The sequence below is a fragment of the Chloroflexaceae bacterium genome (assembly GCA_025057155.1).
GTDB lineage: Bacteria > Chloroflexota > Chloroflexia > Chloroflexales > Chloroflexaceae > JACAEO01.
In genome coordinates, this window is record JANWYD010000025.1 from 17,654 (window position 1) to 43,137 (window position 25,484).

Annotated in this window: 22 protein-coding genes and 3 tRNA genes; 13 read left to right on the plus strand and 12 right to left on the minus strand. The window is 67.2% G+C overall.

Annotation, left to right across the window (positions count from 1 at the left end):
* Nucleotides 1-105 precede the first annotated feature (105 nt).
* Both NZU74_18510 and NZU74_18515 read left to right on the plus strand, forming a co-directional pair.
* Complete coding sequence (locus tag NZU74_18510; GenBank protein ID MCS6883329.1) at nt 106-1,188, plus strand: S8 family serine peptidase; 1,083 nt, start codon at nt 106-108, stop codon at nt 1,186-1,188.
* Nucleotides 1,185-1,604: a hypothetical protein gene (locus NZU74_18515; GenBank protein MCS6883330.1), complete on the plus strand. Its 420-nt coding sequence runs from the start codon at nt 1,185-1,187 to the stop codon at nt 1,602-1,604. The genes NZU74_18510 and NZU74_18515 overlap by 4 nt, the downstream gene beginning before the upstream one ends.
* A gap of 50 nt (nt 1,605-1,654) precedes the next feature.
* On the opposite strand, the gene NZU74_18520 is transcribed toward NZU74_18515, so the two are convergent.
* Genes NZU74_18520 through NZU74_18540 form a run of 5 tightly spaced genes read right to left on the minus strand, consistent with a single transcriptional unit; the run spans nt 1,655 to nt 4,675 of the window.
* Nucleotides 1,655-1,912 (minus strand): FeoC-like transcriptional regulator, encoded by a 258-nt coding sequence (locus tag NZU74_18520; GenBank protein ID MCS6883331.1) that lies wholly within the window; start codon nt 1,910-1,912, stop codon nt 1,655-1,657.
* A 10-nt stretch (nt 1,913-1,922) separates the two neighbouring features.
* Nucleotides 1,923-3,659, minus strand: coding sequence for a ferrous iron transport protein B (gene feoB / locus NZU74_18525; protein ID MCS6883332.1), 1,737 nt, complete (start codon nt 3,657-3,659; stop codon nt 1,923-1,925).
* The gene (locus tag NZU74_18530) at nt 3,656-4,195 is read right to left on the minus strand and encodes a 50S ribosome-binding GTPase (GenBank protein ID MCS6883333.1); all 540 of its coding nucleotides are present in this window, start codon (nt 4,193-4,195) and stop codon (nt 3,656-3,658) included. The genes feoB and NZU74_18530 overlap by 4 nt, the downstream gene beginning before the upstream one ends.
* The gene (locus NZU74_18535; protein MCS6883334.1) at nt 4,188-4,436 is read right to left on the minus strand and encodes a ferrous iron transport protein A; all 249 of its coding nucleotides are present in this window, start codon (nt 4,434-4,436) and stop codon (nt 4,188-4,190) included. Before NZU74_18535 ends, NZU74_18530 begins: the two co-directional genes overlap by 8 nt.
* Nucleotides 4,436-4,675 carry a ferrous iron transport protein A gene (locus tag NZU74_18540; protein MCS6883335.1) on the minus strand — a complete coding sequence of 80 codons (240 nt, stop codon included), beginning with the start codon at nt 4,673-4,675 and terminating at the stop codon, nt 4,436-4,438. The genes NZU74_18535 and NZU74_18540 overlap by 1 nt, the downstream gene beginning before the upstream one ends.
* A gap of 600 nt (nt 4,676-5,275) precedes the next feature.
* On the opposite strand from NZU74_18540, the gene NZU74_18545 reads away from it, so the two are divergent.
* Nucleotides 5,276-6,004 (plus strand): metal-dependent transcriptional regulator, encoded by a 729-nt coding sequence (locus NZU74_18545; protein MCS6883336.1) that lies wholly within the window; start codon nt 5,276-5,278, stop codon nt 6,002-6,004.
* A gap of 143 nt (nt 6,005-6,147) precedes the next feature.
* Here the strand turns inward: NZU74_18545 and NZU74_18550 are convergent.
* The 6 genes from NZU74_18550 to rpsU form a co-directional block, all read right to left on the minus strand.
* Nucleotides 6,148-6,223, minus strand: a tRNA-Phe gene (locus NZU74_18550).
* A 22-nt stretch (nt 6,224-6,245) separates the two neighbouring features.
* Nucleotides 6,246-6,320 (minus strand) — tRNA-Val (locus NZU74_18555).
* A gap of 9 nt (nt 6,321-6,329) precedes the next feature.
* Nucleotides 6,330-6,419 (minus strand) — tRNA-Leu (locus NZU74_18560).
* Between the two features lie 39 nt (nt 6,420-6,458).
* Complete coding sequence (gene add, locus NZU74_18565) at nt 6,459-7,508, minus strand: adenosine deaminase (protein MCS6883337.1); 1,050 nt, start codon at nt 7,506-7,508, stop codon at nt 6,459-6,461.
* A 3-nt stretch (nt 7,509-7,511) separates the two neighbouring features.
* Complete coding sequence (gene prfA / locus NZU74_18570; GenBank protein ID MCS6883338.1) at nt 7,512-8,594, minus strand: peptide chain release factor 1; 1,083 nt, start codon at nt 8,592-8,594, stop codon at nt 7,512-7,514.
* A gap of 250 nt (nt 8,595-8,844) precedes the next feature.
* The gene (rpsU, locus tag NZU74_18575) at nt 8,845-9,036 is read right to left on the minus strand and encodes a 30S ribosomal protein S21 (GenBank protein MCS6883339.1); all 192 of its coding nucleotides are present in this window, start codon (nt 9,034-9,036) and stop codon (nt 8,845-8,847) included.
* Nucleotides 9,037-9,498: 462 nt separating this feature from the next.
* Between rpsU and glgX the strand changes: the two genes are divergently transcribed.
* The 4 genes from glgX (at nt 9,499) to NZU74_18595 (ending at nt 16,237) form a co-directional block, all read left to right on the plus strand.
* Nucleotides 9,499-12,495, plus strand: a complete 2,997-nt coding sequence (gene glgX / locus NZU74_18580) for a glycogen debranching protein GlgX (GenBank protein MCS6883340.1) — start codon at nt 9,499-9,501, stop codon at nt 12,493-12,495.
* A 10-nt stretch (nt 12,496-12,505) separates the two neighbouring features.
* The gene (locus NZU74_18585) at nt 12,506-14,341 is read left to right on the plus strand and encodes a peptide ABC transporter substrate-binding protein (GenBank protein ID MCS6883341.1); all 1,836 of its coding nucleotides are present in this window, start codon (nt 12,506-12,508) and stop codon (nt 14,339-14,341) included.
* A complete protein-coding gene (locus tag NZU74_18590; protein MCS6883342.1) occupies nt 14,338-15,369 on the plus strand; it encodes an ATP-binding protein in 1,032 nt (343 codons plus the stop codon). The genes NZU74_18585 and NZU74_18590 overlap by 4 nt, the downstream gene beginning before the upstream one ends.
* Before the next feature lie 103 nt (nt 15,370-15,472).
* Nucleotides 15,473-16,237, plus strand: a complete 765-nt coding sequence (locus tag NZU74_18595; GenBank protein ID MCS6883343.1) for a TIGR01457 family HAD-type hydrolase — start codon at nt 15,473-15,475, stop codon at nt 16,235-16,237.
* 99 nt (nt 16,238-16,336) lie between these two features.
* On the opposite strand, the gene NZU74_18600 is transcribed toward NZU74_18595, so the two are convergent.
* Nucleotides 16,337-17,239 (minus strand): PIG-L family deacetylase, encoded by a 903-nt coding sequence (locus NZU74_18600; GenBank protein MCS6883344.1) that lies wholly within the window; start codon nt 17,237-17,239, stop codon nt 16,337-16,339.
* A gap of 251 nt (nt 17,240-17,490) precedes the next feature.
* Between NZU74_18600 and NZU74_18605 the strand changes: the two genes are divergently transcribed.
* The 6 genes from NZU74_18605 to NZU74_18630 all read left to right on the plus strand — a co-directional run bounded on the left by NZU74_18605 (nt 17,491) and on the right by NZU74_18630 (nt 25,425).
* On the plus strand, nt 17,491-18,324 hold the full coding sequence (locus NZU74_18605; protein MCS6883345.1) for a lysophospholipase: 834 nt from the start codon (nt 17,491-17,493) through the stop codon (nt 18,322-18,324).
* Nucleotides 18,325-18,468: 144 nt separating this feature from the next.
* The gene (locus tag NZU74_18610) at nt 18,469-21,552 is read left to right on the plus strand and encodes an exodeoxyribonuclease V subunit gamma (GenBank protein MCS6883346.1); all 3,084 of its coding nucleotides are present in this window, start codon (nt 18,469-18,471) and stop codon (nt 21,550-21,552) included.
* A 134-nt stretch (nt 21,553-21,686) separates the two neighbouring features.
* Nucleotides 21,687-22,505, plus strand: coding sequence for a pyrroline-5-carboxylate reductase (gene proC, locus NZU74_18615; GenBank protein MCS6883347.1), 819 nt, complete (start codon nt 21,687-21,689; stop codon nt 22,503-22,505).
* Nucleotides 22,506-22,518: 13 nt separating this feature from the next.
* On the plus strand, nt 22,519-23,298 hold the full coding sequence (locus NZU74_18620; protein ID MCS6883348.1) for a hypothetical protein: 780 nt from the start codon (nt 22,519-22,521) through the stop codon (nt 23,296-23,298).
* Between the two features lie 7 nt (nt 23,299-23,305).
* Nucleotides 23,306-24,739 (plus strand): MurT ligase domain-containing protein, encoded by a 1,434-nt coding sequence (locus NZU74_18625; protein MCS6883349.1) that lies wholly within the window; start codon nt 23,306-23,308, stop codon nt 24,737-24,739.
* A 176-nt stretch (nt 24,740-24,915) separates the two neighbouring features.
* On the plus strand, nt 24,916-25,425 hold the full coding sequence (locus tag NZU74_18630; GenBank protein ID MCS6883350.1) for a molybdenum cofactor biosynthesis protein MoaB: 510 nt from the start codon (nt 24,916-24,918) through the stop codon (nt 25,423-25,425).
* The last annotated feature ends 59 nt before the right edge of the window (nt 25,426-25,484 follow it).

Sequence of the window (25,484 nt, forward strand, 5' to 3'; positions counted from 1 at the left end):
GATGGCGATCTATATTGTTCGACCCCGCAACGGGCTAGCTGTGCGCGCAGCAAACCTGATCGGCAGGGCTTTACCGAGCCGGCACGCCAGGCGCAGATCGCCGCAGTGCAGGAATTGCAGCAGCAGGACCCCGTTCAGCAAGAACTGCGGGCCTGGTTCGCGGAAGAACCGCAACGGGTGCGCTTCTACGGCCCTGTAACCGGCAACCGGATTGTTGATCTGGATCCGGAGGAGGTCGAACGTCTGCGCCAGGAGATCCCTGGCGACATGGTTGTCGCCAATCAACCGATCAGTGTCATTCATCCACGCCAGACCGCGGGGCGCAAGGTCAGCCTCGAGGAAGATGACTACTGGCATCTACGCGCGATCGGGCTCGAAGCGGCGCGTAGCAACGGGTTTCAAGGCAGCGGCCGCGACGTGCGCGTGCTGGTGCTTGATACCGGCATTGACGAGAGCCATCCCGAATTGCAGGGTAAAATCGAACAGGCATGGTTCTTCGACCCGGAGACGTTGCAGATCAGAGCGATTACGAGTTATGATAGTGATGGACATGGAACCCACGTGACCGGCCTGATCTGCGGCGATACCGTCGGGGTCGCCCCTGGAGCGCGGATCTGGAACGGTCTCATGCTGCCCCGGCGGCGAGGCACCATTGCGAGTTTCGTAACCGCTCTCGAATGGGCGGCGCAGCACGCGGAAGTCCAGATCGTCAACATCTCCGCTGGCATTCACGGGTACGTTGATGACCTGCACGACTCGATCGCCACGCTTTTGAGCGTAGGTGTCCTGGTGGTATGCGCAACGGGGAATGAGGGTGTCAATCAGACGCGCAGCCCGGGCAATTATGTGGAAGTGCTCTCCGTGGGCGCTACGACCCGGCAGGGACGGGTTGCCAGTTTCAGCAGCAGCGGCACCCTGGTGGTCAATAATCACCAGTACAGTGTTCCCGATGTGGTGGCGCCGGGAGCGGGGGTCTTTTCGAGCGTCATCGGGGGAGGATACGAAGCTTGGGACGGCACTTCGATGGCAACGGGAATCGTTTCCGGTCTCGCCGCGCTTATCCTCGAACGCTATCCAGCCATTCGCGTCCCCGACCTGCTCGATACAATCATGAGCACCAGCCTGGAACTCGAGCAGGTCGCCGTGCGGCAGGGATACGGGCTCGTGCAGGTGGTGGCAGCATTATGAAACTTACCGGGATCGATATGAGCAAGATTGATGTGCAGTTGAAAAAGGCGCTTCGCAACGCCAAACCCGATGATGTTTTCCGGGTGGTGATGACCTTGCAGCCAGCGACCGCGCTTGAGTCTGGCGTGCCAGAGTTTGAGCTTGACCCAACGCAGTTTGAGACGCGCGAGGAGTACCGACGGGAGTTGATCGCCGCGCGCCAGCGAAAAATGGACGCGGCGCTTCACGACACCCGCGAGGAGCTTGAACGGCTCCTGCCGGAGGTGCACGGCGGCAAGTTGAGCCATACGGTGGTCGTCGAAGGTCCGGCCAGACAGCTTATCTCGGCCCTGCAACTCTCCGGGGTGAGCCATGCCTCGCTCGATCAGCCATTGCACCTCGTCGAGCCACGGCAGTCCTCACCTGAGAAGGCCTGAGCCCGTTGGACTGTGCTGAGCATGGCCTCCAACGGGCTGCCGGCGCCAGGCTACTTTCGCCCCCGCTCGATCAGCGTGATCGTCCGCGGGCCGCCGGTGTTGAAGACGCATACCTCGGCCCGTAGACCGCAAGCGCCGCAACCCCCGCCGCACACTTCTCCGTCGGCAAGCTGCAAGCGCCCTTTGCGCACCCAGAAGGCAAGCATATCCTCTAACACGCCCGGATCGACCCCCAGCCGCTGGCTTAATTCATTGAGCCTCACCGGGCCGCCGGCCGTTTCTAGCGCCTGTAAGACCTCGTGTAGCAAGCGCGCCTCCTCACCAACCCAGCAGCCGCCCGCCCTGGAACACCAGCAGGGCCGCCAGCCAGGCCACCACGAACTGCCCGATGATGCTGACCCACATCCAGCGGCTGCCGAACTCGTGGCGCGCGGCGGCCACGGTGGTCATACACGGGGTATAGAGCAGCACGAAGACCAGGAAGGCCAGCGCGGCCGCGGCCCCGTGACCGGCGCTGCTCGCCTCGAAACCCGCCCGCACCGCGGCGGCCAGCCCCTCCGGAGCCATCTCTTCTTCTTCCTCAGGGGCCTCCAGATCGACGCCGATGACCCCCGGCAGCGCCCGCAGCGCGTCGCCCGTGGCGCTGACCAGGCCGCCAGCGATGCCCAGCAGATCCTCGCCGAAGGTCGTCGGCGGCGTCTCGGCTTCCTCCTCCAGCTCCGCTACGGCATAGGTCTGCCCCAGGGTGCTGACCACCACCTCTTTCGCCACGAAGCCAGTCAGCAGGGCGCCGCTTGTCTCCCAGGCGCCGAAGCCCAGCGGCGTGAAAACCGGCGCGGCGGCGCCCGAAATGGCCGCGAAAGCGCTGTGCTCCACAGGCGTATGGGCGAAGCGGCCCTCGCCCCGCACCGGCAGCGCCAGCAACAACCAGACCACGATGCTCGTCGTCAGGATGATCGTTGAGGCCTTGCGCAGAAACGCCGCCGTGCGCTCCCACATCTGCCGCCAGACGCCCCGCGGCGTCGGCAGACGGTAGGGCGGCAACTCCAGCACGAAGGGCGCGGGAGGCTGATTGCGGAACAGGGTGCGCCGGAGCAGCACGCCTATCAGGATCGCCACCGCGATCCCCGTGAGGTAGAGGCCGAAGATCACCAGTCCGGCCTGGGCGGGAAAGAAGATCGCCGCGATCAGCACGTAGACCGGCAGCCGGGCGCTGCAACTCATAAACGGCACCAGCAACCCGGTGAGGACGCGGTCGCGCCGACTATCGAGAGTGCGGGTAGCATAAATGGCCGGCACCGAGCAGCCGAAGCCGACGATCATCGGCAGGAAGCTCTTGCCATGCAGGCCCAGGGCATGCATCAGCCGGTCCATCACAAAGGCGGCGCGGGCCATGTAGCCCGAGTCCTCCAGCAGGGCCAGGGCGAAGTAGAGGGCGAGCAGCACCGGGACAAAGACCAGCACCCCGCCCACCCCGGCTATCACCCCGTCCACGAGCAGCGACTCGAGCCAGCCGCCCCCCAGGCCCAGCGCGCCCAGCAGGGCGATGGTCCAGGCGCTGACCGGCCCGCTCAGGGTGGCATCGATCCAGTCCACGAAGGGAGCGGCGACATCGGTGGTGAGCTTGAAGACCACCCACATCAGCGCCAGGAAGATGGGGATGCCCAGCCAGCGGTGGGTCACCACCCGGTCAATGCGGTCGGAGAGGGTCAGGGGAGGCGCGGCGGGACGGGTGAGGGCCTGCCCGGCCAGGGCGTGCACGAAGCGGTAGCGCTGATCCACCAGGGCAACGTCGAGGTCCTCGCCGTAATGGGGGGCCAGGCGCTCGCGACTGGCGGCGAGGGCCGCGGCGACCGCCGGCCCGCCCAGACTCTCGGCCTCGGCCAGCAGAGCCTCATCGCCTTCGAGAAGCTGGATGGCGAGCCAGCGAAGCGGGTAACGCTCCGCAAGGGCGGGTATGGCCCGCAGGGCCGCGACCAGACGCTCCAACTCCGTTTCGATAGGCGGCGCATAGCGCAAGGGGACAGCGGGAGAAGCCAGAGGAACGGCGGTCATCGCGCCACCTCCTTGAACGCAGGCTGCGCCGGGCGGATCGAGGCGGCAACCAGATCGCGCAGGGTCGCCTTCAACTCGTCAAGGCCCTGGCCCTTACTGGCAGCCATCACTACCACCGGGGCGCCGAGGGCTGCAGCCAGGGCCTCGGGGTTCAGGCGCAGACCGCGCGCGGCAGCCACGTCGGCCATGTTCAGGGCCAGCACCAGGCGCGCTTCGGCTTCGAGCAACTGGGCGGTCAGATAGAGGTTGCGTTCGAGATTGGCGGCGTCAAGCACGTTGACCACAGCGTCGGGCCGTTCGCGCACGATGAAATCGCGGGCGATCTGTTCCTCCGGCGAACGGGCGGCCAGACTGTAGGTTCCTGGCAGATCAACCACGGTGATCTGATGCTTGCCGAGGATCAGGCGACCCTCTTTGCGCTCCACCGTCTTGCCGGGCCAGTTGCCTACGTGCTGGCGCATACCGGTGAGGGCGTTGAAGACGGTGCTCTTGCCGACGTTGGGATTGCCGGCCAGGGCGATGGTCACCTCACGCATCATGCGGCTCCTCTCCAGTCACGAGAACCATCTGCGCGAGCCCGTAGCTCAGGGCCAGGCGCGTATCGCCGACCGCCACCAGCAGCGCGCCGCCATTGTCGCGCAGCACCGTCACCGTCGTGCCAGGGGTGAGGCCCAGTTCGGCCAGGCGATGCGCGGCGCGCTGGCCGCCCTGGATGGCCACCAGACGCACCGTGGCGCCTTCGCCGGCAAGGGCCAGAGGCAAAGTGGGGATGGACATCAGGCAGGCTCCACGACAACCAGCCGGGCCTCCTCCTTGCGAAGCGAGAGCCGGTAGCCTTTCACGGTCACTTCGATCGGATCGCCCAGGGGGGCGACTGCGGTCAGTGTCACGTGCTCGCCGGGCACCAGACCCATCGCCAGCAGCCGGCGACGAAACTCGCGATCGCCCCCCAGCCGGCGAACTACGGCGTTCTGGTTCCGGGCAAGCCGGTCAAGGGTCACTTCAGAGACGCTCATAGGATAGCGACCAATCTTTGGGTAAACCTTAACAGCAGGTATACCAGAGCGAGTCCCAGCCTCTCAAGTAACGCCGGGGCAACTTCAGGTAGAGAAATGAAAACCCATCCCGGCGCGAAAAGGCGCTTGACAGGGCGGAAACGGCGGCGTATGCTGGCCCCGACAAGGAATTTAGGGTAAACCTGAAATCAGTGGTTGGTTGGGTCAGGTAAGGCGGGACGGCAGGACGACCCCGGCAGGGCGATCGTGATAAGGATTAAGAATTGAATCCGGCATACCACATACCACGCTTATCCTTGCGACGGCATCGCTCGCTAAAGCCCTCGCTCAGGACATGGATGCCCCGCGGAGGCTTTCATGAACTCAGCAAGGGCTTATGAAGATGAATATAAAGCAGTATTCGCCGTATAGCCCGGCGGCTGAAGCCGCGGGCTACCGATGCGAAGCTCGCCTTCGCGGGCTATACCGGATTAAATTCTTAACCTTCATTAGCCCGCAGCGTTGGGCGATACCAGATGTAATTCTTAACGATCATGAAAGTTGCCCTGCCAGGGTTGCCAGGATCGCCCTGCCAGGTCGCCCTGATATGGTACAGACCCTATGAGCGAAAGCGTCGAAATGTACCTGGTGATGACGGCGCTGTCACGCCGGGCGCCGGACCAGCCGGTGGCGGTGTCGCATCTGGCAAGCCGGCTGGGAGTGACGCAAGTCTCGGCGATCGAGATGTGCCACAAGTTGAGCGAGCGGGGGCTGATGCACTATCAGCCCTACAAGGGGGTCACCTTAACTGAGGCGGGGGAGGCGCAGGCCCAGGCGATCCTCTCGCGCCGGCGCCTGTGGGTGATCTTTCTGGTGGAGAATCTGGGCATCGCCCCCGAGGAGGCCGACGACCTGGCCTGCCAGCTCGAGCACATCACCTCGGAGCGGCTGGTGACGGCCCTGAAAGCCTTTCTGGAGCGCGCGCCGGCGTCCGGGTCAGAATGGGAGGCGGCGGGCGAGCCCGAGGCGCGCCCGCTGGACGCCTGCGCGGCAGGGGCGCGGGGCCGCCTTGCCGCCCTCGGCGTGCCGCCGGCTGCCGAGGCGTTTCTGCGGGGCCAGGGCCTGGCGCCGGGCGTTGAGGTCGAGGTGCAGGCGATCGGGGCCGACGGCGCGGTGCTCCTGGCGGTCGAGGGGCGTCCGGTTGCGCTCGCGCCGGCCCTGGCCGCGGGCATTACCCTTGCCGCAGCGCCCCGCTCGCAGACGCGGCAGGAAGCCTGGGCCCGTTGCAGCGCCTTCTGGGCGTGCCTGCGGGGCGAAGCCCGTGCCTGCGCCCCCGGCGCGCCAGATTAGCGCACTGAGCGGAATGCTTGATGCACCAGGACGCTGAGCGATTCCAGATGGGCAGAAAAGCCAAAAGCCGCCCCCAACCTGTGGGTAATGCACAGGCATATACCACCGGGGGGACAGGAAAAGCGCCAGCAACTGCAGAGAAATGGTGCCAAGGGCCGGATTTGAACCGGCGACCCTCGCATTTTCAGTGCGATGCTCTACCGGCTGAGCTACCTTGGCGCACCGGCGAACGAGGATGAACTGGTGGGCGATGACGGGATCGAACCGCCGACACCCTCGGTGTAAGCGAGGTGCTCTACCGCTGAGCTAATCGCCCGACCGCCCGTGGTGCCCAGGAAGGGATTTGAACCCTTACGACCGTGGTTAGGTCACTAGGCCCTCAACCTAGCGCGTCTGCCAATTCCGCCACCTGGGCGTGATCCTCGATTGATTATACGTCGCCGGGGGCGGCTTGTCAAACGGCCAGCTCGGCCCGCAGGGCGTCGAGCTCGGAGGCAAGGGAACGGCGGAGCGCGGCCCGGCTTTCCGCGGGCAGGAAGCTGGCGGTGGCGGCCGTAAGCACGGCGGCGCAGAGGTCGTCGGCGGTGAAGCCGAAGTGGATGGCGGCGCGGCGGTACTCCTCGGTCAGGGTAGTGTGGAAGAAGGTCGGGTCGTCGGAGTTGATGGTCAGCGGCACGCCAGCGGCGCGGAGGCGCGGCAGGGGGTGGGTCTCCCAGGAGGGCACCGCACCGGTGAGCAGGTTGCTGGTAGGGCAGATATCGAGCACCACGCCGCGTTCGCGGAGGGTGACGACAAGCTCCGGGTCGTCCACGGCGCGAATGCCGTGGCCCAGGCGCGTAATGCCCAGGGCATTGATCGCCCCCCATACGCTGGCCGGACCGACCACCTCGCCGGCATGCGCCATCAAGCCAAGACCGGCGGCGCGAGCGGCGGCAAAGAGGGGAGCGAAGGGTTCGGGGGGATGGCCAATCTCATTCCCGCCGATGGACCAGCCGACCACGCCGCGCGGCCGCATAGCGCGGGCTACTTCAAGCACGGGCCATGCCGGCTCGGTGCCATAGCCGCGCCCGTAGTCGAGCACCAGCCGCACCTGGGCGCCACCGTCGCGCTCCACGCGGGCAAAGCCGGCCATGGCCCCTTCAATGGCCTCGCGCAGATCCACTCCGCGGTTGATATGCTGCATTGGCGAGATCATCACCTCGGCGTAGCGCACCTGCTGCTCGCTCAGGTCAAGACCGAGTTCGTAGGCCAGGCGCTCAAAGTCTTCGCCGTAGACAATGGCGCGGGCCAGGTCCATGAACACAGCGAGGAACTCGCCGAAATCGCGGTAGCGGAACAGGGCGGCTACATCGGCCTCGCTGCGCGCGCCGAGGTTCAGCCCGTTGCGCCGGGCGAGTTCGAGCAGCGTCCGGGGTGTAACGGCGCCTTCGAGATGGAGGTGGAGTTCGACCTTGGGCATGCGCCGGATGAACTGCTCGAGCTGGAGAGGAAGGACGCTCGGCATTTCTCAGGCAATACCCGACGCCTTGAGCCGTTCGGCGTTGTCATGAACAATCAAGGCGTCAATAATCCGGCTCAAATCGCCATCGAGGATGGCGGGCAGATTGGAGAAGTTCTGCCCGATGCGATGGTCGGTCACGCGATCCTGGGGGAAGTTGTAGGTGCGGATCTTCTCGGCGCGCTCGCCGGCGCCCACCTGGGCCAGGCGCGAGGTTCCCAGTTCGCGTTCTTTCTTCTCCTGCTCGCGAGCGTAGAGCCGGGCGCGCAGCACGGTCATAGCCTTCTCTTTGTTCTTAATCTGCGAACGCCCATCCTGGCAGGTGACGACAATCTCATCGGGGGTGCCGGGCCGGTACACCAGACGCACAGCCGAGTCGGTAGTATTGACGCCCTGCCCGCCGTGCCCGCCAGAGCGAAACACATCTACGCGCAGATCCTCGGGCCGGATCTCGACGGTAGCTTCCTCGACCTCGGGGAGCACGGCGACCGTCGCGGTGGACGTATGGATGCGCCCGCGGGCCTCAGTCGCGGGCACGCGCTGCACCCGATGCACGCCGCCTTCGTACTTGAGCAGGCTATAGGCGCCCTCGCCGCGGATCTCGAAGATAATCTCCTTGAAGCCGCCGGGACCATTTTCGGTGGCGCTGTCAACCTCGACCTTCCAGCCGCGCTCTTCGGCGAAGCGCGAGTACATACGGAAGAGGTCGGCGGCAAAGAGCGCGGCCTCGTCGCCTCCCTCGCCCTGACGGATCTCCATTATGACGTCGCGAGAGTCGTTTGGATCACGCGGGAGAAGCAAGACGCGCAGTTCCTGCTCGAGGGCCTCCAGGCGCGCGCGCTGGTGCTGGAGCTCCTCCTGAGCGAGTGCACGCAGCTCAGGGTCATCGGCCTCGTGCAGGACGGCGCTGGCCTCATCGGCAGCGCGGCGGGCCTGTTTATAGTCGCGATAGGCGGCGACAACAGGTTCGAGATCGCGCTGCTCGCGGGCATACCGCTGCAACAGGGAGGGATTGCTCACCACCTCGGGGCGGGCGAGCAACTCGCCAAGTTCCTCGTAGCGCGCTTCAACAGCAGCAAGTTTATCAAACATTCTCGGTCCTCAGGTGTTTATCCGGGAATGCTCAGAGCCAGGATCAAGTTAGGGAGACCAGATTTCCCTATGCCTCATCGCCGAGCGTTAACTAGCCCGACAGCGATTAGCGCACGGGGACATCGGATTTCGCCGCGCCCCGGCTTGAGCTACAAAGCCAGAAAATAGCGTTTCTCGCGAACCACATAATAAGAGCACGGGACGACGAGCAACGGCCCGTCGGACCCGTGCCAACATCATCAACATGCAGCTAAAGGCCCTTCGCCATCTTCTTGCGCCGGTTGCGCTCGGCGCGGCGTCGTTTCTCCTTGCGCTGTTCGCTCTTTGAAATGAAGTGCATCTTCTCGCGGTACGTCTTCGTAATGCGCTCGGAGATCACGCCCTTATTAAAGCGACGGATCAGTTGCTCGACCGTCTCGCCTTCGCGACGTTCTACACGCATAGCTCTGTCGTTTGACGTGCGCGGCCACCGCAGTGGTCCGGGCATTAGTTGGAGCGCGGGGTATCGCCCCGCCCGGAATATCCGCGTTCGTCAATCGCCTGCTCACCCCCTTTGCCACAGATTTGGTGGACCCCGCACAGCTAACAGAGCCGTTGATGCAACACCATCCATAGTATAGACGAAGGAGTGCATTTGTGCAAGATAGCCGCTGCGCTGGCCGACGCCGGGCCTCAAGGCAGGCGCCGCTACTCCGCTCATTCCAGTGATGATGGTGGGCGGCTGCGCCGCCCTGAACCTCGTCGCCGAAGGCGGAAACGGCATCGGCCGTTCGTGTCGCGGTACGGCTGCTTCGGCAAGAGGGAGCCGGTGTTACAATGGACATAGACCAGAAATCCGGCAGGGTGCGGCTCTTCCAAGCCTTTGCAATCCACAGCCCGGTGTTCAGATTAGCGAGGAAGTGCAGTGACAACCACGCGCCCCGGCTTGCCCTATCCTCTTGGGGCCACATGGGATGGATCGGGCGTCAATTTTGCCCTCTTCTCCGAACACGCGACCGCCGTTGAACTCTGTCTGTTCGACTCTCCCGATGCGCCGCGCGAGTCGGTGCGCATCCCGCTTACTACGCAGACCGACCTGGTGTGGCACATCTACATTCCGCATCTGCGGCCCGGCCAGCTCTACGGCTACCGCGTCCACGGTCCCTACGAGCCTGCCGAGGGTCACCGCTTCAACCCGCATAAACTGCTGATTGACCCCTACGCCAGGGCGCTGCACGGCGACATTCGCTGGCATGACGCCGCCTTCGGCTATACGATTCTGCATCCCGATGAAGATTGCTCCTACGACGAGCGCGACAGCGCGCCCTACGTGCCGCGCTGCGTGGTGATTGACCCGACCTTCGACTGGAGCGGCGACGAGCGGCCCGACCGCCCGCTGCACGACAGCATCATCTACGAGGCCCACGTCAAGGGCCTGACCATGCTGCATCCGGAGATCCCCGACGAGATCCGCGGCACCTACAGCGCCGTGGCCCATCCGGCGATCATCAACTACCTGCTGGAGCTGGGGGTTACTGCCATCGAGTTGCTGCCGGTGCACCAGTTCACCAACGACCGGCTGTTGATCGAGAAGGGTCTGAGCAACTACTGGGGCTACAATACGATCAACTTTTTTGCTCCCGCGACCCAGTATTCCCGCTGCGCTCACCCCGGCGACCAGGTGCGCGAGTTCAAGCAGATGGTCAAGGCCCTGCACGCCGCAGGCATCGAGGTCATTCTGGACGTGGTCTACAACCATACGGCCGAGGGCAACCACATGGGGCCGACGCTCTCGTTCCGCGGGATTGACAATGCGGCCTACTACCGCCTGGTTCCCGGCAACGAGCGTTACTACATGGACTACACCGGCACCGGCAACACGTTGAACATCGTCCACCCGCGGGTGCTGCAACTGGTGATGGACAGCCTGCGCTACTGGGTGAGCGAAATGCACGTGGACGGCTTTCGCTTCGACCTGGCGGCGGCGCTCATGCGCGGCCTCTACGAGGGCGACCAGCTTTCCTCGTTCCTCGACACCATTCAGCAGGACCCTCTGCTGGCCCAGGTGAAGCTGATCGCCGAGCCGTGGGACGTGGGTCCCGGAGGCTACCAGGTGGGCAACTTCCCGGTGAACTGGGCGGAGTGGAACGGCAAGTACCGCGATACGGTGCGCCGGTTCTGGAAGGGCGACGAGGCGCAGGTGGCCGAGCTGGCCTATCGCCTCAGCGGCTCCTCGGACCTCTACCAGCAGAGCGGGCGCAGCCCTCACGCTTCGATCAACTTCATCACCGCCCACGACGGTTTCACCCTGCGCGACCTGGTGAGCTACAACGAGAAGCATAACGAGGCCAACGGCGAGAACAACAACGATGGCGAGAGCCATAACAACTCCTGGAACTGCGGCGTCGAAGGCCCCACTGACGACCCGGAGATCAACGCCCTGCGCCTGCGGCAGCAGCGCAACCTCATGGCCACCCTGCTGCTCTCCCAGGGTGTGCCGATGATCCTCCACGGCGATGAGCGCGGGCGCACTCAGGGCGGCAACAACAATGTGTATTGCCAGGACAACCCCATCGCCTGGATGCGCTGGGATCTCGACGCCGACGGGCGGGCGATGCTGGAGTGGACCCGGCGCCTGATCGCGATGCGCAAGGCGCACCCGGTGCTGCACCGCGCCACGTTCTTCCAGGGGCGCGAGATCCACGGCGCGGGGGTGCGCGACATTGAGTGGTACCGCCCTGACGGCCAGCAGATGGACGATGACGACTGGAACAATGGCATGGTGCGCTGCGTGGGGCTATTGCTGAACGGGCAGTTGATGGAAGAGTTTGACGCCCAGGGCCACCTGCTGCGCGATGACGTGCTGCTGTTGCTCTTCAACGCCTACCACGAGCCGCTACCCTTCATTCTCCCCGGCGTGGACGGCGGTCCTCTGTGGCAGCCGCTGCTGGACAGCAGCGCCCCTGACGGGCGCGACGACCTGCCGCCGTTGCCGCCGGGCGGCGTATACCCGCTGCAAGGCCGCTCGGTGGCGGTGCTGAGCCAGGACGGTGCGGCCTGGGCGGCGCTGTATGGCCGGGTGGAAACCGCGGCGCCTCCGGCTACGGCCCCGTTGCTGGGCGGGCCACCCCCCGAGATGCGCACGGTGGTGGGCAACCTGATTACTATTGCCGCCTTTCCCAGCCCGCAACTGGATAATCGCCGCGATATCAGCATCTATCTGCCGCCCAGTTATGATGAGGAGACGCGGCGCTACCCGGTGCTCTATATGCACGATGGGCAGAACCTCTTCGACGCGGCCACGAGTTACGCCGGAGTGGAGTGGCAGGTGGATGAGACGATGGAGGCGCTGGCCCGCCAGGGTATCGAGGCGATTGTGGTCGGCATCGCCAATATGGGCGAGCGGCGCATAGCGGAGTACAGCCCCTTTACCAGCGCCGAGAATGGAGTGGGCCTGGGCGACGCCTACCTGGCCTTTATCACCGATACCCTCAAACCGCACATTGACCGGAGCTTTCGCACCCGGCCCGAACCGGAGCACACGGGGATCATCGGCTCGTCCCTCGGCGGCCTGATCAGCCTCTACGCCCTTTTCCGCCGGCCTGACGTGTTTGGTCTGGCCGGGGCCCTCAGCCCGTCGCTCTGGTTCGCCAACGGCGCCTTTTTCGCCTACCTGGCGGCTACCGACCACGCGCCGGGCCGGATCTACCTCGATGTGGGCACGGGCGAGCAGCCAGAGATGCAGAGAACCGCCCGGCGGCTGCGCCGTCTGCTCCTGGCGCGCGGTTACGACCGCGAGCGCCTGCGTTACCTCGAAGTGAAGGATGCCCGCCATACGGAGGCTGACTGGGCCGCGCGCTTCCCCGCTGTGGCGACCTGGTTGCTGACGGGCAGGAGCGCCAGGCCGGACAGGCTGCCGTAGGCGGCGACTGATGACGAAACCGGCAGACTGCGCGAGCGCCTTGTGCATCCGGCTCTCTGGAGGGCGGAGTCGCTGGCAGACGCGACTGTTCCGCAACTGGTATAATGGGCGCATGAGCATGCTTCCCACCCGTCGCCTGTTCTGGACCAGCCTGGTCGCGGCCCTGACGTTCCTGGCGGTGCTGGCCGGCTGCGACCTTGCCAGTGGTCCCTTCGCTTCCGCCCCTGGCGCGCCCGCTGCCCCCTCGCCCCCGGCCACCATCGCGCCGCCGACGCCGACGGCGCTGCCCCGCGGCGGCAATCTGACGGTGCGGCTGGAAGCCGACATCCCTGATCTGCGTCCCTGGCAGCCACGCACGCGCGGCGAAGAGCAGGTAATCGGCCTGCTTTATGGAGGGCTGATGCGGCTGGACGCCCAACTGCGCCCTGTGCCCGATCTCGCCGAACGCTGGGAGACGACTCCTGATGGCCGGACGTTGACCTTCACGTTGCGCAGCGGTCTGACCTGGCACGACGGCGCGCCGCTCGACGCCTCGGACGTGCTTTTTACCCTGGAACGGCTGCGGGGGCTGCCGATGACCTCGACGGCGCTGCTGGCCGATCTGCGCTACATCAGCGCGGCCACGGCCCCGACGAGCAACACCGTGGTGCTGACGCTGACCAGCCGCTTCGCTCCCCTCCTGGCCTCGCTGGCCGTGCCGGTGCTGCCCGCCCATGTGCTGGAGAACCGCGACTTCGGCAGTTTCAACTTCTGGGAGGCGCCGGTAGGCAGCGGTCCCTTCCGGCTGGCCGAGCGTGATCCCGGGCGCGCTATCGTACTCGAACGCTTCGAGAACTTTCACCGCGGGGCGCCGCTGCTCGACCGGGTGGCCTTCGTCGTGGCGCCCGATCCCGAGGTGGCCCGTCAGGCCCTCACCGACGGTCGGCTGCTGCTGGCGGAGTTGCCCTGGAGCGATCCGACCTCGCTGGCCGCCCGCCTGCCCGGCGCGTACCTGAGTTCGTACCCGGAGAATGGGTACTACTTCCTGGGCTTCAATCTGCGCGAAGGGCGGCCCTTCGCCGACCGGCGCCTGCGCCGCGCGCTGGCGCTGGCAGTGGACGTGCCCCGGCTGGTCGAGGCGGCAACGAACGGTCAGGGCATGCCCATCAACTCAACCGCGCTTCCCGGTTCCTGGGCCGATCTCACCCCTCCGCCCCGCGGAGGCGCCGATCTCGAGGCGGCGCGGGCGCTGCTCGACGAGGCAGGGTGGACGTTGCCCGCGGGGGCGACCATTCGCGAGCGGGAGGGCAAACCGCTGCGCGCCACGCTTTACGTGCGCGGCGACGACCAGCGACGCGTCGCGGCGGCCACGCGCATCGCCGAGACGGCCGCGGCGATTGGCATGCAGATTGAGGTGCAGCCCGCCGACTTCGCCTCGGTGATCCTGGCGCGGTACGCCCCGCCCTTTGATTTTGACCTGCTGCTGGGAAGCTGGAGCAATGGCGCCGGCGACCCCGACTTTGCCGATGTGATGTTCTACGACCCCGACGATTTCGCGCTGTTTCACTCCAGCCAGCTTATCCAGGGCGAGAGCGATAAACGTTCGACGCGCAACTTCGTCGGCTTTAGCGACCCGGCCTACGATAACCAGGCCCAGGCCGCCCGCCAGCTCTACAGTCTTGAGGAGCGCGCCGCGGCGATCGCCCAGGCCCAGGCGCGCGTCGCCGAAGAGTTGCCGTACCTTTTTCTCTGGGCTGATCGTCTGCCCGTGGCCCTCAACGGGCGTGTAACCACCCTGGACGGCCCGGTGACGCTCGCGTCGCCGCTGTATATGTGGAACATCGAACGCTGGCATCTCTTGCCATGAACCCCTTCACCCAACGCGAGCGCATCACCGACCCTGAACGCTTCGCCGGGCGCTGGCGCGAGGTCGGAATGGTCTTCGAGCGCATTGAGGCTCGCCGCCCGGTATTGCTGACCGGGGCGCGCGGCACGGGCAAATCGTCGTTGCTGACCCACGTGGGGCAGTCGGCGGGCGCGGTGCTGGAGGATCCGACCCTGGAGGCGCTCTACCTCGACCTGGCCCTGCTGCCCGACGCGGCGACGGTCTACCGGCTGATCGCCAGGGCGCTGGGGTGGCGCGGCGATACGCCGGACGCGGTGGAGACGGCCCTGAGCCGCGCGGGGCGCACGGTGCTGGTGTGCCTGGACCATGCCGAGGCGGCGGTAGAGGCCGGCTGGGGCGCGGATATGCTCGAACGTATGGCTCGCCTGGCCCGACGAAGCATTCCGGGGGAACCGGGCGGTCTGGTGCCTCGCGGCGACGGGGTCTTCGATCTGCTGCTGGTGGCGGCGGGAGGGGCGACGGCGCCCGAACTGAGCGAGCCGTTCGCCCAGGTGCGCCTGGGGGCCTTCGCGCCCGCTGAGGTGCGGCTCTTTGCCGAGGCGTACCTGGAGGAGACGGGCGTGACGTTCACCTCCGCCGAACTGCGCGAAGCGGCCGCGCTGAGCGCCGGCCACCCGGCCTACCTCCAGCGAGCCATGTTCCATCTGTTCGAGGCGCATAGCCGCCCGGATTATGACTGGCGGGCGGCCTACCTGGCCGAGGCCCGCGAGCGGCCGGTGCCCGGCGCGCCGCTGCCCCCCGAAGCCTTTGTGGGCCAGGGCGACGCGGCGCGCGATGAGGGCCGGGGCGGCGAACTGGCGACCCGGCAGGCGCCCTCCTCGCTGCCCGCCGCGCCTCTCGGCGGTGACCTGGGAGGGCTGCTCAATGCGGCATTGCCCCTGGTTCTGGCCCTGATCACCCTGCAGGTCCTCGGAAACTGGTTCGTGGCCGTGGCGGTGCTGGTCGCCGGTTACGGCGTGGTGGCGGCGCTGGCGCGGCGAGAGCAGTAATACGATTTTGGATTTTGGATTGCGGACTGGGCGTGTCGGTGAGGTGTGGTGATTGTGAATAGCAAAGCGCATGTGAAATCAGATCCAGGGAGAAGGAGGATCAATGCCTGGTCCAAAGAACTACCTGATTGACATGGACGGGGTGCTGGTGCACGGGTCAAAACCCATTCCCGGCGCCAATGAGTTCATCAAGCGTCTGCGCGCCGCCGGAGCGCCGTTTCTGGTGCTCACCAACAACCCGACCTACACGCCGCGCGACCTGTCGGCGCGTCTGGAACGCATCGGTCTGGAAGTGCCGCCAGAGGCGATCTACACCTCGGCGATGGCCACCGCCCGTTTTCTGCACAGCCAGCATCCGGGCGGCACGGCGTATGTGATCGGGGAAGCGGGCCTTACCACTGCCCTGCACGACATCGGCTACACCATGACCGATCACGACCCCGACTATGTCGTCGTGGGCGAAACCACCGCGCTGAGCTATGAACGGCTCACACGGGCGGCGCGGTTCGTGGCGGCGGGCGCGCGCTTCGTCGCCACCAATCCTGACGTGAGCGGCCCCGGTGATGAAGGGATCGTACCGGCCTGCGGAGCGATCGCGGCGCTGATCGCCGCCGCCAGCGGCGTGCAGCCGTACTTTGTGGGCAAGCCCAACCCGCTGATGATGCGCACCGCCCTGCGCACCCTTGGCGCTCACTCCGAAGACTCGGTGATGGTTGGCGACCGGATGGATACCGACATCATCGGCGGCACTGAGAGCGGCATGGAGACCATCCTGGTGCTTACCGGGGTCACCCGCCGCGAGGATGTGGATCGCTTCCCGTACCGCCCAACGCGGGTGCTGGGGTCGGTGGCAGAGATCGAGGTGTAGGGAGGGCTACGCCGTACCGCCAATGCTCAAAAAAAGGGCCTCCGGGAGGGCTTTTCTTCCTCCCAGACCCTCCCATTCACGAACTTCCCGGAGGGGCCGCTAAAACCTTACCCCCTCAAACAGATCGCGCTCATGGAGACCGGGCGGGGCTTCGGGGTAGGCGCGCATAAAGGTCTCGTAGCTGCCGAAGAGCCTGAGGAGGCGCGTCAGGAAGCGCGCCCGGCCACCGCCCTGGCTGGCGTGGCATGCCCCGGCCGCCTGGCGCGCCGCCAGTACCGGCAGCACATCAATACGGGCGTGAACGGGGAACTCCACTTCGGCCAGGGCGGCGAGATCCACGTCCTGGTTGCGCCCAAAACGCCGCGGATCGCGCCCAAACAGGGGCATGAGCTGCACTATGATGCGCAGCAAGCGCCGCGGGAAGGTGAGAAAGTAGAGCTTCTGCGGCTGGTGGGCCGGCAAATCGCCGGGGTGCCGCGCCGGGTCGCCCGCGGCGTGAAAGGCCGCGACTGTCGCCCGTTGAATGGCGATGTGGTCGGGATGGCGATACCCCCCGATCGGATCGAAGGTGATGACCACGTGCGGGCGCAGCCGGCGGATCTCGTGGGTGAGGCGGGCAGTTACGGCATCAAGGGGCTGCGCCGCCAGAGCCTCAGGGTGCTGGTTGGCGGGAGAACCGGGCATGCCCGAATCGCGGTAGCCGAGCATGGTCACGCTGCTCAGCCCCAGGATCCGGGCGGCGCAGCGCAGTTCGTCGCGACGCCGCTCGGCAAGGGAGGCGTAGCCTTCCAGGTGCTCCGGGTCGCTCGAACCTTCCTCACCGCCAGTTGCGCAGATCAGGTGCACGCGGGCGCCGCTCCAGGCGTAGCGCGCCAGGGTGCCTCCGCAGCCAAAACTCTCATCGTCAGGGTGGGCGAAGATTGCCAGAAGTGTCGGCCACAGCCCATCCGTGGCCGTAACCGGGTCGGTTCTCGTTGTGAAAAGCTGATCGTCGGCAAGCATGGTTGTATAATGCTCAGAGATCTTGTCCACTCATGGTAGTATAGCCTGATTTACCCGCAACGAACAGGCGGCCGCGGATGAGAGCATGCGAAAGGGTGTCACCCTGTTACGAAATCTCTTGTTCATTCCAGAACTCTGGGGAAACCTGGTTTCCCCATGCCCCTGCTCGATAGGGAGCGGCGTAGCCGCGAGGGGGGTGTCACCAGCACCGGCAGGCGAATGGATCGCTCACGAACAACCTGATCGAACCTATGAACCACCAGCGCAAATACCCTTACGCCGTGCACCGCGTCGCGGCTGAGTTGACCCCCATTCCCCATCTGCAACGGGCGCCTTACAGCAGCCCGACCGAGCCGCGGCGCATTGTTACGGCCGATGGGGTAAGCCTTGCCGCCACGCTGTGGCGACGGGGCGCGAGCCGGCTGGTGATCATCTGCCACGGCTTCGCCTCCTCGCAGCGCACGGCCTCGATTGTCTGGCTGGCCGAGCACCTGGCCGGCCCCTACGATGTGCTGACCTTTGACTGGCGTGGCTACGGGCAGAGTGGGGGACTGGCCACCTTTGGCGGCGCCGAGGCCCGTGATCTGGAGGCGGTGCTTACGGCGGCCCGCGAGTGGGGCTACCGGCGGGTGGTGGTGGTGGCCGAGAGCATGGGCGGATTAATCACCCTGGCGTCACTCGGCGCGGTTAGCGATACGATGGGGTACCCTTTCCCCGACGCAGTGGCCACTGTCAGCGCCCCGGCGGCCTATGACCTTACCGGCGGCCTGCGACCGCACCTGGTCAGGCATGTGGCCCCCGTCTCCTGGCTGCGCCCGGTGGCGCCGTTGCTGGGGTTCCGGCTGGGGGAGGTGCAGCCGCCCACGCCCCTCGAGGTGGTGGAGCGCATCCGACTGCCGCTGCTGGTGATCCACGGCGACCGCGATACGACTGTGCCGGTGCGCAACGCCTATCTGCTTAATGAGCGCAATCCGGCCATCAGCCTGCGCGTCTACCCCGGCGTTGATCACGCCATCGTGGGGATGCGCGCCCGCAGCCCGCGCCTGCTGCTGGCCGATCTGCGCGCCCTGGTTGAGGAGAAGTGATGCGATTTTGGATTTTAGATTTTGGATTGCCGTAGTTTAACATGTGCGGAGCGCATACCGCTGCCAGGAACGCGCCGGCGCCGGACTATTGGTTATCACCGCACACCAGGGCTGCGCCCGGCCCGTACCCCCGAGTTTCCGCCTATGCCTGAGATTACGTTGTTGATCGGCCCCGCCGCAGCGGGCAAGACCGAAGCGGCGCTGCGCGAACTGGCCGCGCCGCGGCGCGGTCGCGCCATTCTGCTGCTGCCGAGCGACCTGCACCGCCAGCGTCTCCTGCCGCATGGCACCCAGCCCGGCCTTACGGCGGGAACCTTCACCCACGTAGCCAGAGTGCTGGCCCGCGCCAGCGGAGAGCGCCTCCGCCTGGCGAGCCAGGCCGTCCGTGCTACTGCGCTGCGCGCCGCACTGCGGGCCGAGGTGGCTGCAGGGCGGCTGCCCCGATTCAGCGGGGTGGCGACAAAGCGCGGTCTGGTGGAGGAGGCCCTGCGCCTCATCGGCGAGCTGCGCGCCGGGGCGATTGACCCCGAGCGCCTGGCGACCGCCGGGGTAACGCCCTACGACGCCGAACTGGCGGCGATCTACCGCGCCTACCTGGCGGCCCTCGACCGGCTGGGTATGACCGATGAAGATGGCCTTATCATCCGCGCCCGCGACCTGGTGGCGAGCAACCCGCACCTGACGCGTCATCTGGACCTGCTGGTGGTGGATGGCTTCGACCAGATGACGCCAGTGCAGGTGCGTCTGACGCAGACGCTGGCCCGGCGCGCGGGGCGTGCGCTGATCACCCTCACCGGCGAGACGAGCGAACGCCCGACGCACCAGCGCTTCGCCCGCACTCTGGAGGCCCTGCGCGCGGCGCTGCCCGAGGCGCGCGTCACCCATCTGCCGCGTCGCGCTGCCTTCGCCCCCGCCCTGACGCATATCGAGGGCCATCTGTTCACGCTCGACCCTGCGCCACGGGTGGACGCCAGCGGCACGGTAACAATCATCGGCGCGCCGGATCGCGAACGGGAAGTACGGGCGGCCCTGCGTCGCGTCCGCGGGCTGCTGGCCGACGGCGTGGCGCCCGAAGAGGTGGGGCTGATCTACCGGAGCGGCGATCACTATCCGGCGCTGGTGCGCGAGGTGGCGGCTGAGTACGGGCTGCCGGTAGCGCTTTACGCGGGCCGGCCCCTGAGCGAGGCCCCGCCGGTCGCGGCGCTGCGGGCGCTCCTCGAACTGCCGCCTGGCGACTATCCGTGCCGCGCACTGGTAGAGTGCTGGCGGGCCTTCGACACGCTGGCGCCGGCGGAGGTGCTCGGCGCAGCCGCGCCGCCGATCCTTACTTTCGCTGCCGCCGCCGCCCTGCTCGACCGCGCGACGCGCACGAGCGGAGTGGTGCGGGGTCTGCAACGTCTGCGCGGCGTGCTTTCGACCCTGGCCAGCACTGCGCCGCCGCTGCCCGACGATGAGGAACAGCCCCCCGCCACGCCCGAGGAAGCCGCGGCGCTGCTGGCCCTGCTCGACGCCTTCGTCGCATGGCTCGCCGCACCGCCTGTAGCTGCGCCAGGAACCTACGTGGCCTGGGTACGCCGGCTCCTCGGCTGGCAGGCCCCCGCCCCGCCGGCGCCGCGACGCTTACCCTTCACCGATGCACAGGTTGCGCTGCTACGCCGCCTCCTCGACGAGCGAGCGCGGGTCGCCGCAGTGCTGGATGAGCCGCCCCTCACTCTTGCCGCCTTTGTGGACGAGTTCGGCGGCTTGCTCGACGGCGCGCGCGAAGACGGCGAAACGCCCCGGACCGGCAAGGTCGCGGTGCTGCCGATGCTCGCCGCGCGGGGTAGCGCCTTCGCCCACGTGGTAGTGCTGGGCGCCGCCGAAGGCGAGATTCCTGCGCCCGCGGTCGAGCCGCCCTTCTACACCCGCCGCGAGCGGGCGCTGCTCGCCGAGCGCGGCGCCGTCCCGCTGCCCGCCGACCCGGGTGATGAACGCTCCCTCTTTTACGAAGCGGTGACGCGGGCGCGGGCCGGCCTGGTCCTGACCTACACTCGCCTGGATGAACGCGGCAACGAGATCCGCCCCTCGCCCTACCTGCACGCGCTGATGGATCTCTTCGCCAGCGGGGTCGCAAGGCGCGAGATCCGCGCCGGCAGCCCGCCTGATCCTGATGAGGCCGCGTCGGCCCAGGAAGCCCTGATCGCTCACGCCGCCCGGGGGAATGACCTGGACTGGCCCCCCCCGGGCGTCCCCGCTGAACTGGCTGGCCACGCGCGCCGGGCGATCGCGGTGGAGCGTCAACGCGCGAGCGCCGCGCCGCACGGCCCCCACGAGGGCCTGGTACACCACCCCGCGGCGCTCGAAGCCCTGCGGCGCCGGTTCGGGCCAGGCTATCGCTGGAGCGCCACGCAGATCAACGACTACACCCTGTGCCCCTACCGGTTCGCCGCTGCCCACGTGCTGCGCCTCGCGCCGCGTGACGATCCCGAGGAGGGCCTGGCCCGGGCCGGGCGCGGACGGATCTACCACGCCATCCTCGCCCGCGCCGGGGCGCGCTGGGCGCGTCTCGGCCAGCCCTTCGACGCCGCCAGCGAAGCAGAGATCCTTGCCGCCCTCAGCGCCGCCGCCGAAGAAGTGCTTGACGTCGCTCCGCAAACCTATGGCTTCGAGCCGGGGCCTTTCTGGAACTGGGAGCGCCAGGAGGTAAAGGCCATTCTCGCGCGGGCCGTGCGCCGCTGGCTGCGCGACTCGAGCGGCTGGGAGGGCTTCCGGCCCGCGGGGGTCGAAGAGAGCTTCGGCGTGGGCCGGGGTCTGCCGCCGCTGCGCCTGGAGACCCCGGCAGGACCGGCGCTGGTGGCGGGGCGCATTGACCGGATTGATCAGGACCCGCAGGGGCGCCTGGCGCTGATTGACTACAAGAGCGGCAGCGCTCCCGGCCCGCTGGAGCGAACCCTTACCGGCCAGGACGTGCAACTGACCCTGTACGTCCTGGCTGCCGAGCGCCTGGCGGGGCCGGGGCAGAGCGTGGCGCAGGCGGCGTTTCTGATGATCGGCAGCGGGCGGCGCAGCCGGCCCCTCACTCCCGCCGAGCGTCCTCGGGCCGAAGCGGCGCTGCGCGAACGGCTCGCCGCCGCGGTCAGCGGCAGCCGCGCGGGCGTGTTCCCGGTGCGCCCCACCGAGAAGTGCCCCCCGGCGTGCGCCTTCGCGGCCATCTGCCGGGTCAACCGTGACAAAGCGCCGCCCGCTTGACAGGGCTGATGCACCCGTGCTATCGTCGCACAAGGCGACTGGAAACACAGGAGTGCAACTCTCCGAGTGGTGCAACTCGGAGAGTTGCATCCACAAGGAAAATCCCTACATGGAAACTCTCCACTGGAGAACTGATGATTAAAGACCTGCAAATCGGCGTCATCGGCCCTGGAGCAATGGGCGAGGCGATTATCGGCGGATTGCTGCGCCAGGAACTGGTGGGACCGGATCAGATCCTGGCGAGCCATCCCCGCGAGGACCGCCGCCGCGAACTGGCGGCTCGCTACGGGGTGCGCACCACCCACGACAACGTCGCCGCCGCCGAGTGGGGCCGGGTGGTGATCTTCGCCGTCAAACCGCAGCAACTCAAGCGCGTGCTCCCCCCCCTGCGCGGCGTTCTGCGCGGCGAGGATCTGGCCATCTCGGTCGTCGCCGGGGCGACCATCGCCACCTTCGCCCAGGCCCTTGAGCATCCCGCCATCGTGCGCAGCATGCCCAACACGCCAGCGATCATCGGCGAGGGGATGACCGTCTGGACGGCGGGACCGGAAGTAAGCGAGAGCCAGCGCGGCTGGGCGCGCACGGTGCTCGGCGCCCTGGGCCGCGAACTGTTCGTTGACACCGAAGCCTACCTGGATATGGCCACGGCGATCAACGGCACCGGCCCGGCCTATTTCTTTCTGATGATGGAAGCGATGATTGACGCTGGCGTGCATCTGGGTCTCTCACGGCGCATCGCCGAAGAACTGGTGTTCCAGACCATGCTCGGCTCGGTGCGCTACGCCATCCAGAGCGGCCTGCACCCGGCCCAGTTGCGCAACGCCGTGACCTCGCCGGGCGGCACCAGCGCCGCGGCCCTCGCCGAACTGGAGCGGGGCGGCATGCGCACCGTCCTCGCCGATGCTATCTGGGCCGCCTACCGGCGCTCCGTTGAACTGGGCAAGCAACAGTAACTCGAGCACGTCAATGGTCACCTACGGTCGCCCGCGCCTGATCACTGAAGACGACAAATACTACCGCGCCTACGTCGAGAGCTTCAAGCTACAGCGCAAGAACCAGAAAGCCATGCGCCCGCCGCGCCAGCGCGACCTCTTCGGCGCCGAGGCCGAGGCCGCTCTGCGCGCCTGGCTCGGCGAGCGTCTCGAACTCGACGAACGTCGCATTCTGGCCTACGAAGAGCGCCGCAACAGGCGGGGGGTGATCAAGTACCGGGAGCTGGACGCCCTGCACCTGGATGATCGCAGCGCGTGGGTGTTCGAGATCAAAGCCAGCCGCACCGCCAGCGCCCTGCGCCGCGCCGTCGCGCAACTGCAAGAGACCCGCGCCATCCTCAAACTGCTCTACCCCACGGTGCGGGTGACGATCCTGCTGGTGGACACCGGCATCCCTGCCAGCGTCGAGGAGGTCGAGGCGCTGATGGCCTCCGACCGGCCGCCGCCGCGCCGCCCGGAGTTGCTCAGCGAGGTCGCCGCCGCCGTGCCTGAACTGCGGCTGGTCGAGAGTCTGGAGGTGGAACCCGACGCCGAGCGGATTGACGTGCTCCGCTTCAGCGTCGAGGATATCATCGCCATCGTCGGGGCGGAAAACCTCTCGCTCGATTGGGAGGCCGACGACGAAGAGCCTGAGGAACCGGACGAGCCGTGCCCGGCCTCCTCACTATACGCCACCAGCGATGAGGGCGAGGAGGATCAGGACGACGACGACAACCCGCTCGCCGCGGCGCTGCGCAAGGCCGGGCTGCGTTGAGCCAGCGATGACCATTCGCACCCCCCTGGCTATCGTAACAGGCAAAGTAGCCGGCGCCCTCTCGCGGCGGTTACGCCTCGGGGGCGGTACCACGCTGCCCGGCAGCCTGGCGCGCCGGGTAGCCCCGGACGTGCTCGGCACGCTCGCCGCGGCGCTGCCCCACGGCGTCGCGCTGCTCTCCGGCACCAACGGCAAAACCACGACCAGCCGCATGCTGGCCGACATTCTGCGCGTCAGCGGGGAGCGCGTGCTGCACAACCGCGCCGGGGCCAACCTGATCGCCGGCCTCACCGCCACGGCCATCGCCGGCGCCGACTGGCGCGGGCGCCCGCGCGCCACCATCGGCCTGTTCGAGACCGACGAAGCCGCGCTGCCCCGGGCGATCGCCGAAACCCGCCCGCGGCTGGTGCTCATCCACAACCTGTTTCGCGACCAGCTCGATCGCTACGGCGAAGTGGACACGATTGCCGCGGCCTGGCGCGCGGCCCTGCAAGAACTGCCCGCCGCAGCCACCGTGGCCCTGAACGCCGACGACCCTGCCGTGGCCGACCTGGGGGCCAACCTGCGGGCGCAGGTCGTGTACTACGGCTTCGAGGACGGACGACATGCCACGGGGGCGGGGGCGCACATCGCCGATTCGCAGTTCTGCCGTCGCTGCGGCCAGCGGTACGCGTATCCTCTGGCCTTCTACGCCCACATCGGGCACTACCACTGCCCGAGCTGCGGGCACCGGCGTCCTGAAGCCCAGGTGCGGCTCGTCCGGCTCGATCTCAAGGGCGTCGAGGGAAGCCGGCTCTGCCTGCTCTACCCCGGCGGCGCGCTGGAGGTGGAACTGCCCCTGCCGGGTCTTTACAACGCGATGAACGCCACGGCCGCCATCGCCGCCGCCCTGGCGCTGGACGTAGCCCCGGCGAGCGCCAGAGCGGCCCTCGAAGGCTTCCGCGCCGCCTTCGGGCGCATTGAGCGCCTCACCGCCGGCCCGGGCGGCGCGCCGCTGCTGATCGCGCTGATCAAGAACCCCGTCGGGGCCAGCGAGACGGTACGGATGCTCGTGAATGGTGACACGCCCACGGGCGCCAGTCTCAACGGCCAGGCCGCCGGCGCCGGGCTGCACCTGCTCATCGCCATCAACGACCGCTTCGCCGATGGCACCGACGTCTCGTGGCTCTGGGACGCCGAGTTCGAACCCCTGGCGGAACGGCTGGCGCACGTCACGCTGAGCGGCGCCCGCGCCGAAGACATGGCCGTGCGGCTCAAATATGCCGGCGTGCCCGAAGCGCGCATGCGACTCGAACCCGATCTGGGGCGCGCCGTGGATACGGCCCTGTCGGAGTTGCCTGCCGGGGCGACCCTCTTCATTCTGCCCACCTACACCGCCATGCTCGACCTGCGCGACCTCCTTGCCCGGCGTGGGTGGGCGCGACAATTCTGGGAAGTATAATGATGGGACACCCTAGGGCCGTGCGCACGAGTTCGGAAGGGCTGCGCCTTCCTCGCAGGCCGGGCCGTGGGAGAAAGCCGGTTGTCCCGCCCTCCTTCCTCCTTCAACGGCGAGGAATTTCTCTCAGGCAACCATCGGGGCAACCAGATTGCCCCATACCTGTAGGAGCAAGACGTATGGGCCACCAGGAGCACGAACAGCGCGCCCGCGAGGCTGCGACGGTCATTCGCTGCGGCGTGCTGACGATCAGCGATACGCGCACCCCCGAAACTGACGAAAGCGGCGCGATTATTCGCTCCCTGCTCACACAGGCAGGACATGATGTGGTAAGATACGCGGTAGCGCGCGACGAACCGGTGGAGATCGCCGGTCTGGTGCGCGTCTATGCGGCAGAAGGGTGCAAACTGATCATCACCAACGGCGGCACGGGCATTGCCCGCCGTGACAGCACCTTCGAGGCGATTGACGGTCTGCTGGAAAAACGACTGCCGGGATTTGGCGAATTGTTCCGCATGCTCTCCTATGGAGAGATTGGCCCGGCCGCGATGCTCTCGCGGGCTACGGCTGGCGTCTATCGTGAGGCGCTGATCTTTTGTCTGCCCGGCTCCACCAATGCGGTTCGCCTGGCAATGGAACGGCTCATTCTGCCTCAACTGGCCCACCTGGTCTGGGAAACGGTGCGCTAGTGCCGCAGTGGTAGCAGTCGTCTGGTATACTGTGCTGCGTCGCAGCGTCAATACTGCCG

Excerpts from the sequence above, each read along its gene's own strand:
- NZU74_18515 (MCS6883330.1), top strand. The coding sequence starts at position 1,185 with ATGAAACTTACCGGGATCGATATGAGCAAGATTGATGTGCAGTTGAAA.
- feoB (MCS6883332.1), bottom strand. The coding sequence starts at position 3,659 with ATGACCGCCGTTCCTCTGGCTTCTCCCGCTGTCCCCTTGCGCTATGCG.
- NZU74_18530 (MCS6883333.1), bottom strand. The coding sequence starts at position 4,195 with ATGCGTGAGGTGACCATCGCCCTGGCCGGCAATCCCAACGTCGGCAAG.
- NZU74_18535 (MCS6883334.1), bottom strand. The coding sequence starts at position 4,436 with ATGTCCATCCCCACTTTGCCTCTGGCCCTTGCCGGCGAAGGCGCCACG.
- NZU74_18540 (MCS6883335.1), bottom strand. The coding sequence starts at position 4,675 with ATGAGCGTCTCTGAAGTGACCCTTGACCGGCTTGCCCGGAACCAGAAC.
- NZU74_18545 (MCS6883336.1), top strand. The coding sequence starts at position 5,276 with ATGAGCGAAAGCGTCGAAATGTACCTGGTGATGACGGCGCTGTCACGC.
- add (MCS6883337.1), bottom strand. The coding sequence starts at position 7,508 with ATGCCGAGCGTCCTTCCTCTCCAGCTCGAGCAGTTCATCCGGCGCATG.
- prfA (MCS6883338.1), bottom strand. The coding sequence starts at position 8,594 with ATGTTTGATAAACTTGCTGCTGTTGAAGCGCGCTACGAGGAACTTGGC.
- rpsU (MCS6883339.1), bottom strand. The coding sequence starts at position 9,036 with ATGCGTGTAGAACGTCGCGAAGGCGAGACGGTCGAGCAACTGATCCGT.
- NZU74_18585 (MCS6883341.1), top strand. The coding sequence starts at position 12,506 with ATGACGAAACCGGCAGACTGCGCGAGCGCCTTGTGCATCCGGCTCTCT.
- NZU74_18590 (MCS6883342.1), top strand. The coding sequence starts at position 14,338 with ATGAACCCCTTCACCCAACGCGAGCGCATCACCGACCCTGAACGCTTC.
- NZU74_18595 (MCS6883343.1), top strand. The coding sequence starts at position 15,473 with ATGCCTGGTCCAAAGAACTACCTGATTGACATGGACGGGGTGCTGGTG.
- NZU74_18600 (MCS6883344.1), bottom strand. The coding sequence starts at position 17,239 with ATGCTTGCCGACGATCAGCTTTTCACAACGAGAACCGACCCGGTTACG.
- NZU74_18605 (MCS6883345.1), top strand. The coding sequence starts at position 17,491 with ATGAACCACCAGCGCAAATACCCTTACGCCGTGCACCGCGTCGCGGCT.
- NZU74_18610 (MCS6883346.1), top strand. The coding sequence starts at position 18,469 with ATGCCTGAGATTACGTTGTTGATCGGCCCCGCCGCAGCGGGCAAGACC.
- proC (MCS6883347.1), top strand. The coding sequence starts at position 21,687 with ATGATTAAAGACCTGCAAATCGGCGTCATCGGCCCTGGAGCAATGGGC.
- NZU74_18620 (MCS6883348.1), top strand. The coding sequence starts at position 22,519 with ATGGTCACCTACGGTCGCCCGCGCCTGATCACTGAAGACGACAAATAC.
- NZU74_18625 (MCS6883349.1), top strand. The coding sequence starts at position 23,306 with ATGACCATTCGCACCCCCCTGGCTATCGTAACAGGCAAAGTAGCCGGC.
- NZU74_18630 (MCS6883350.1), top strand. The coding sequence starts at position 24,916 with ATGGGCCACCAGGAGCACGAACAGCGCGCCCGCGAGGCTGCGACGGTC.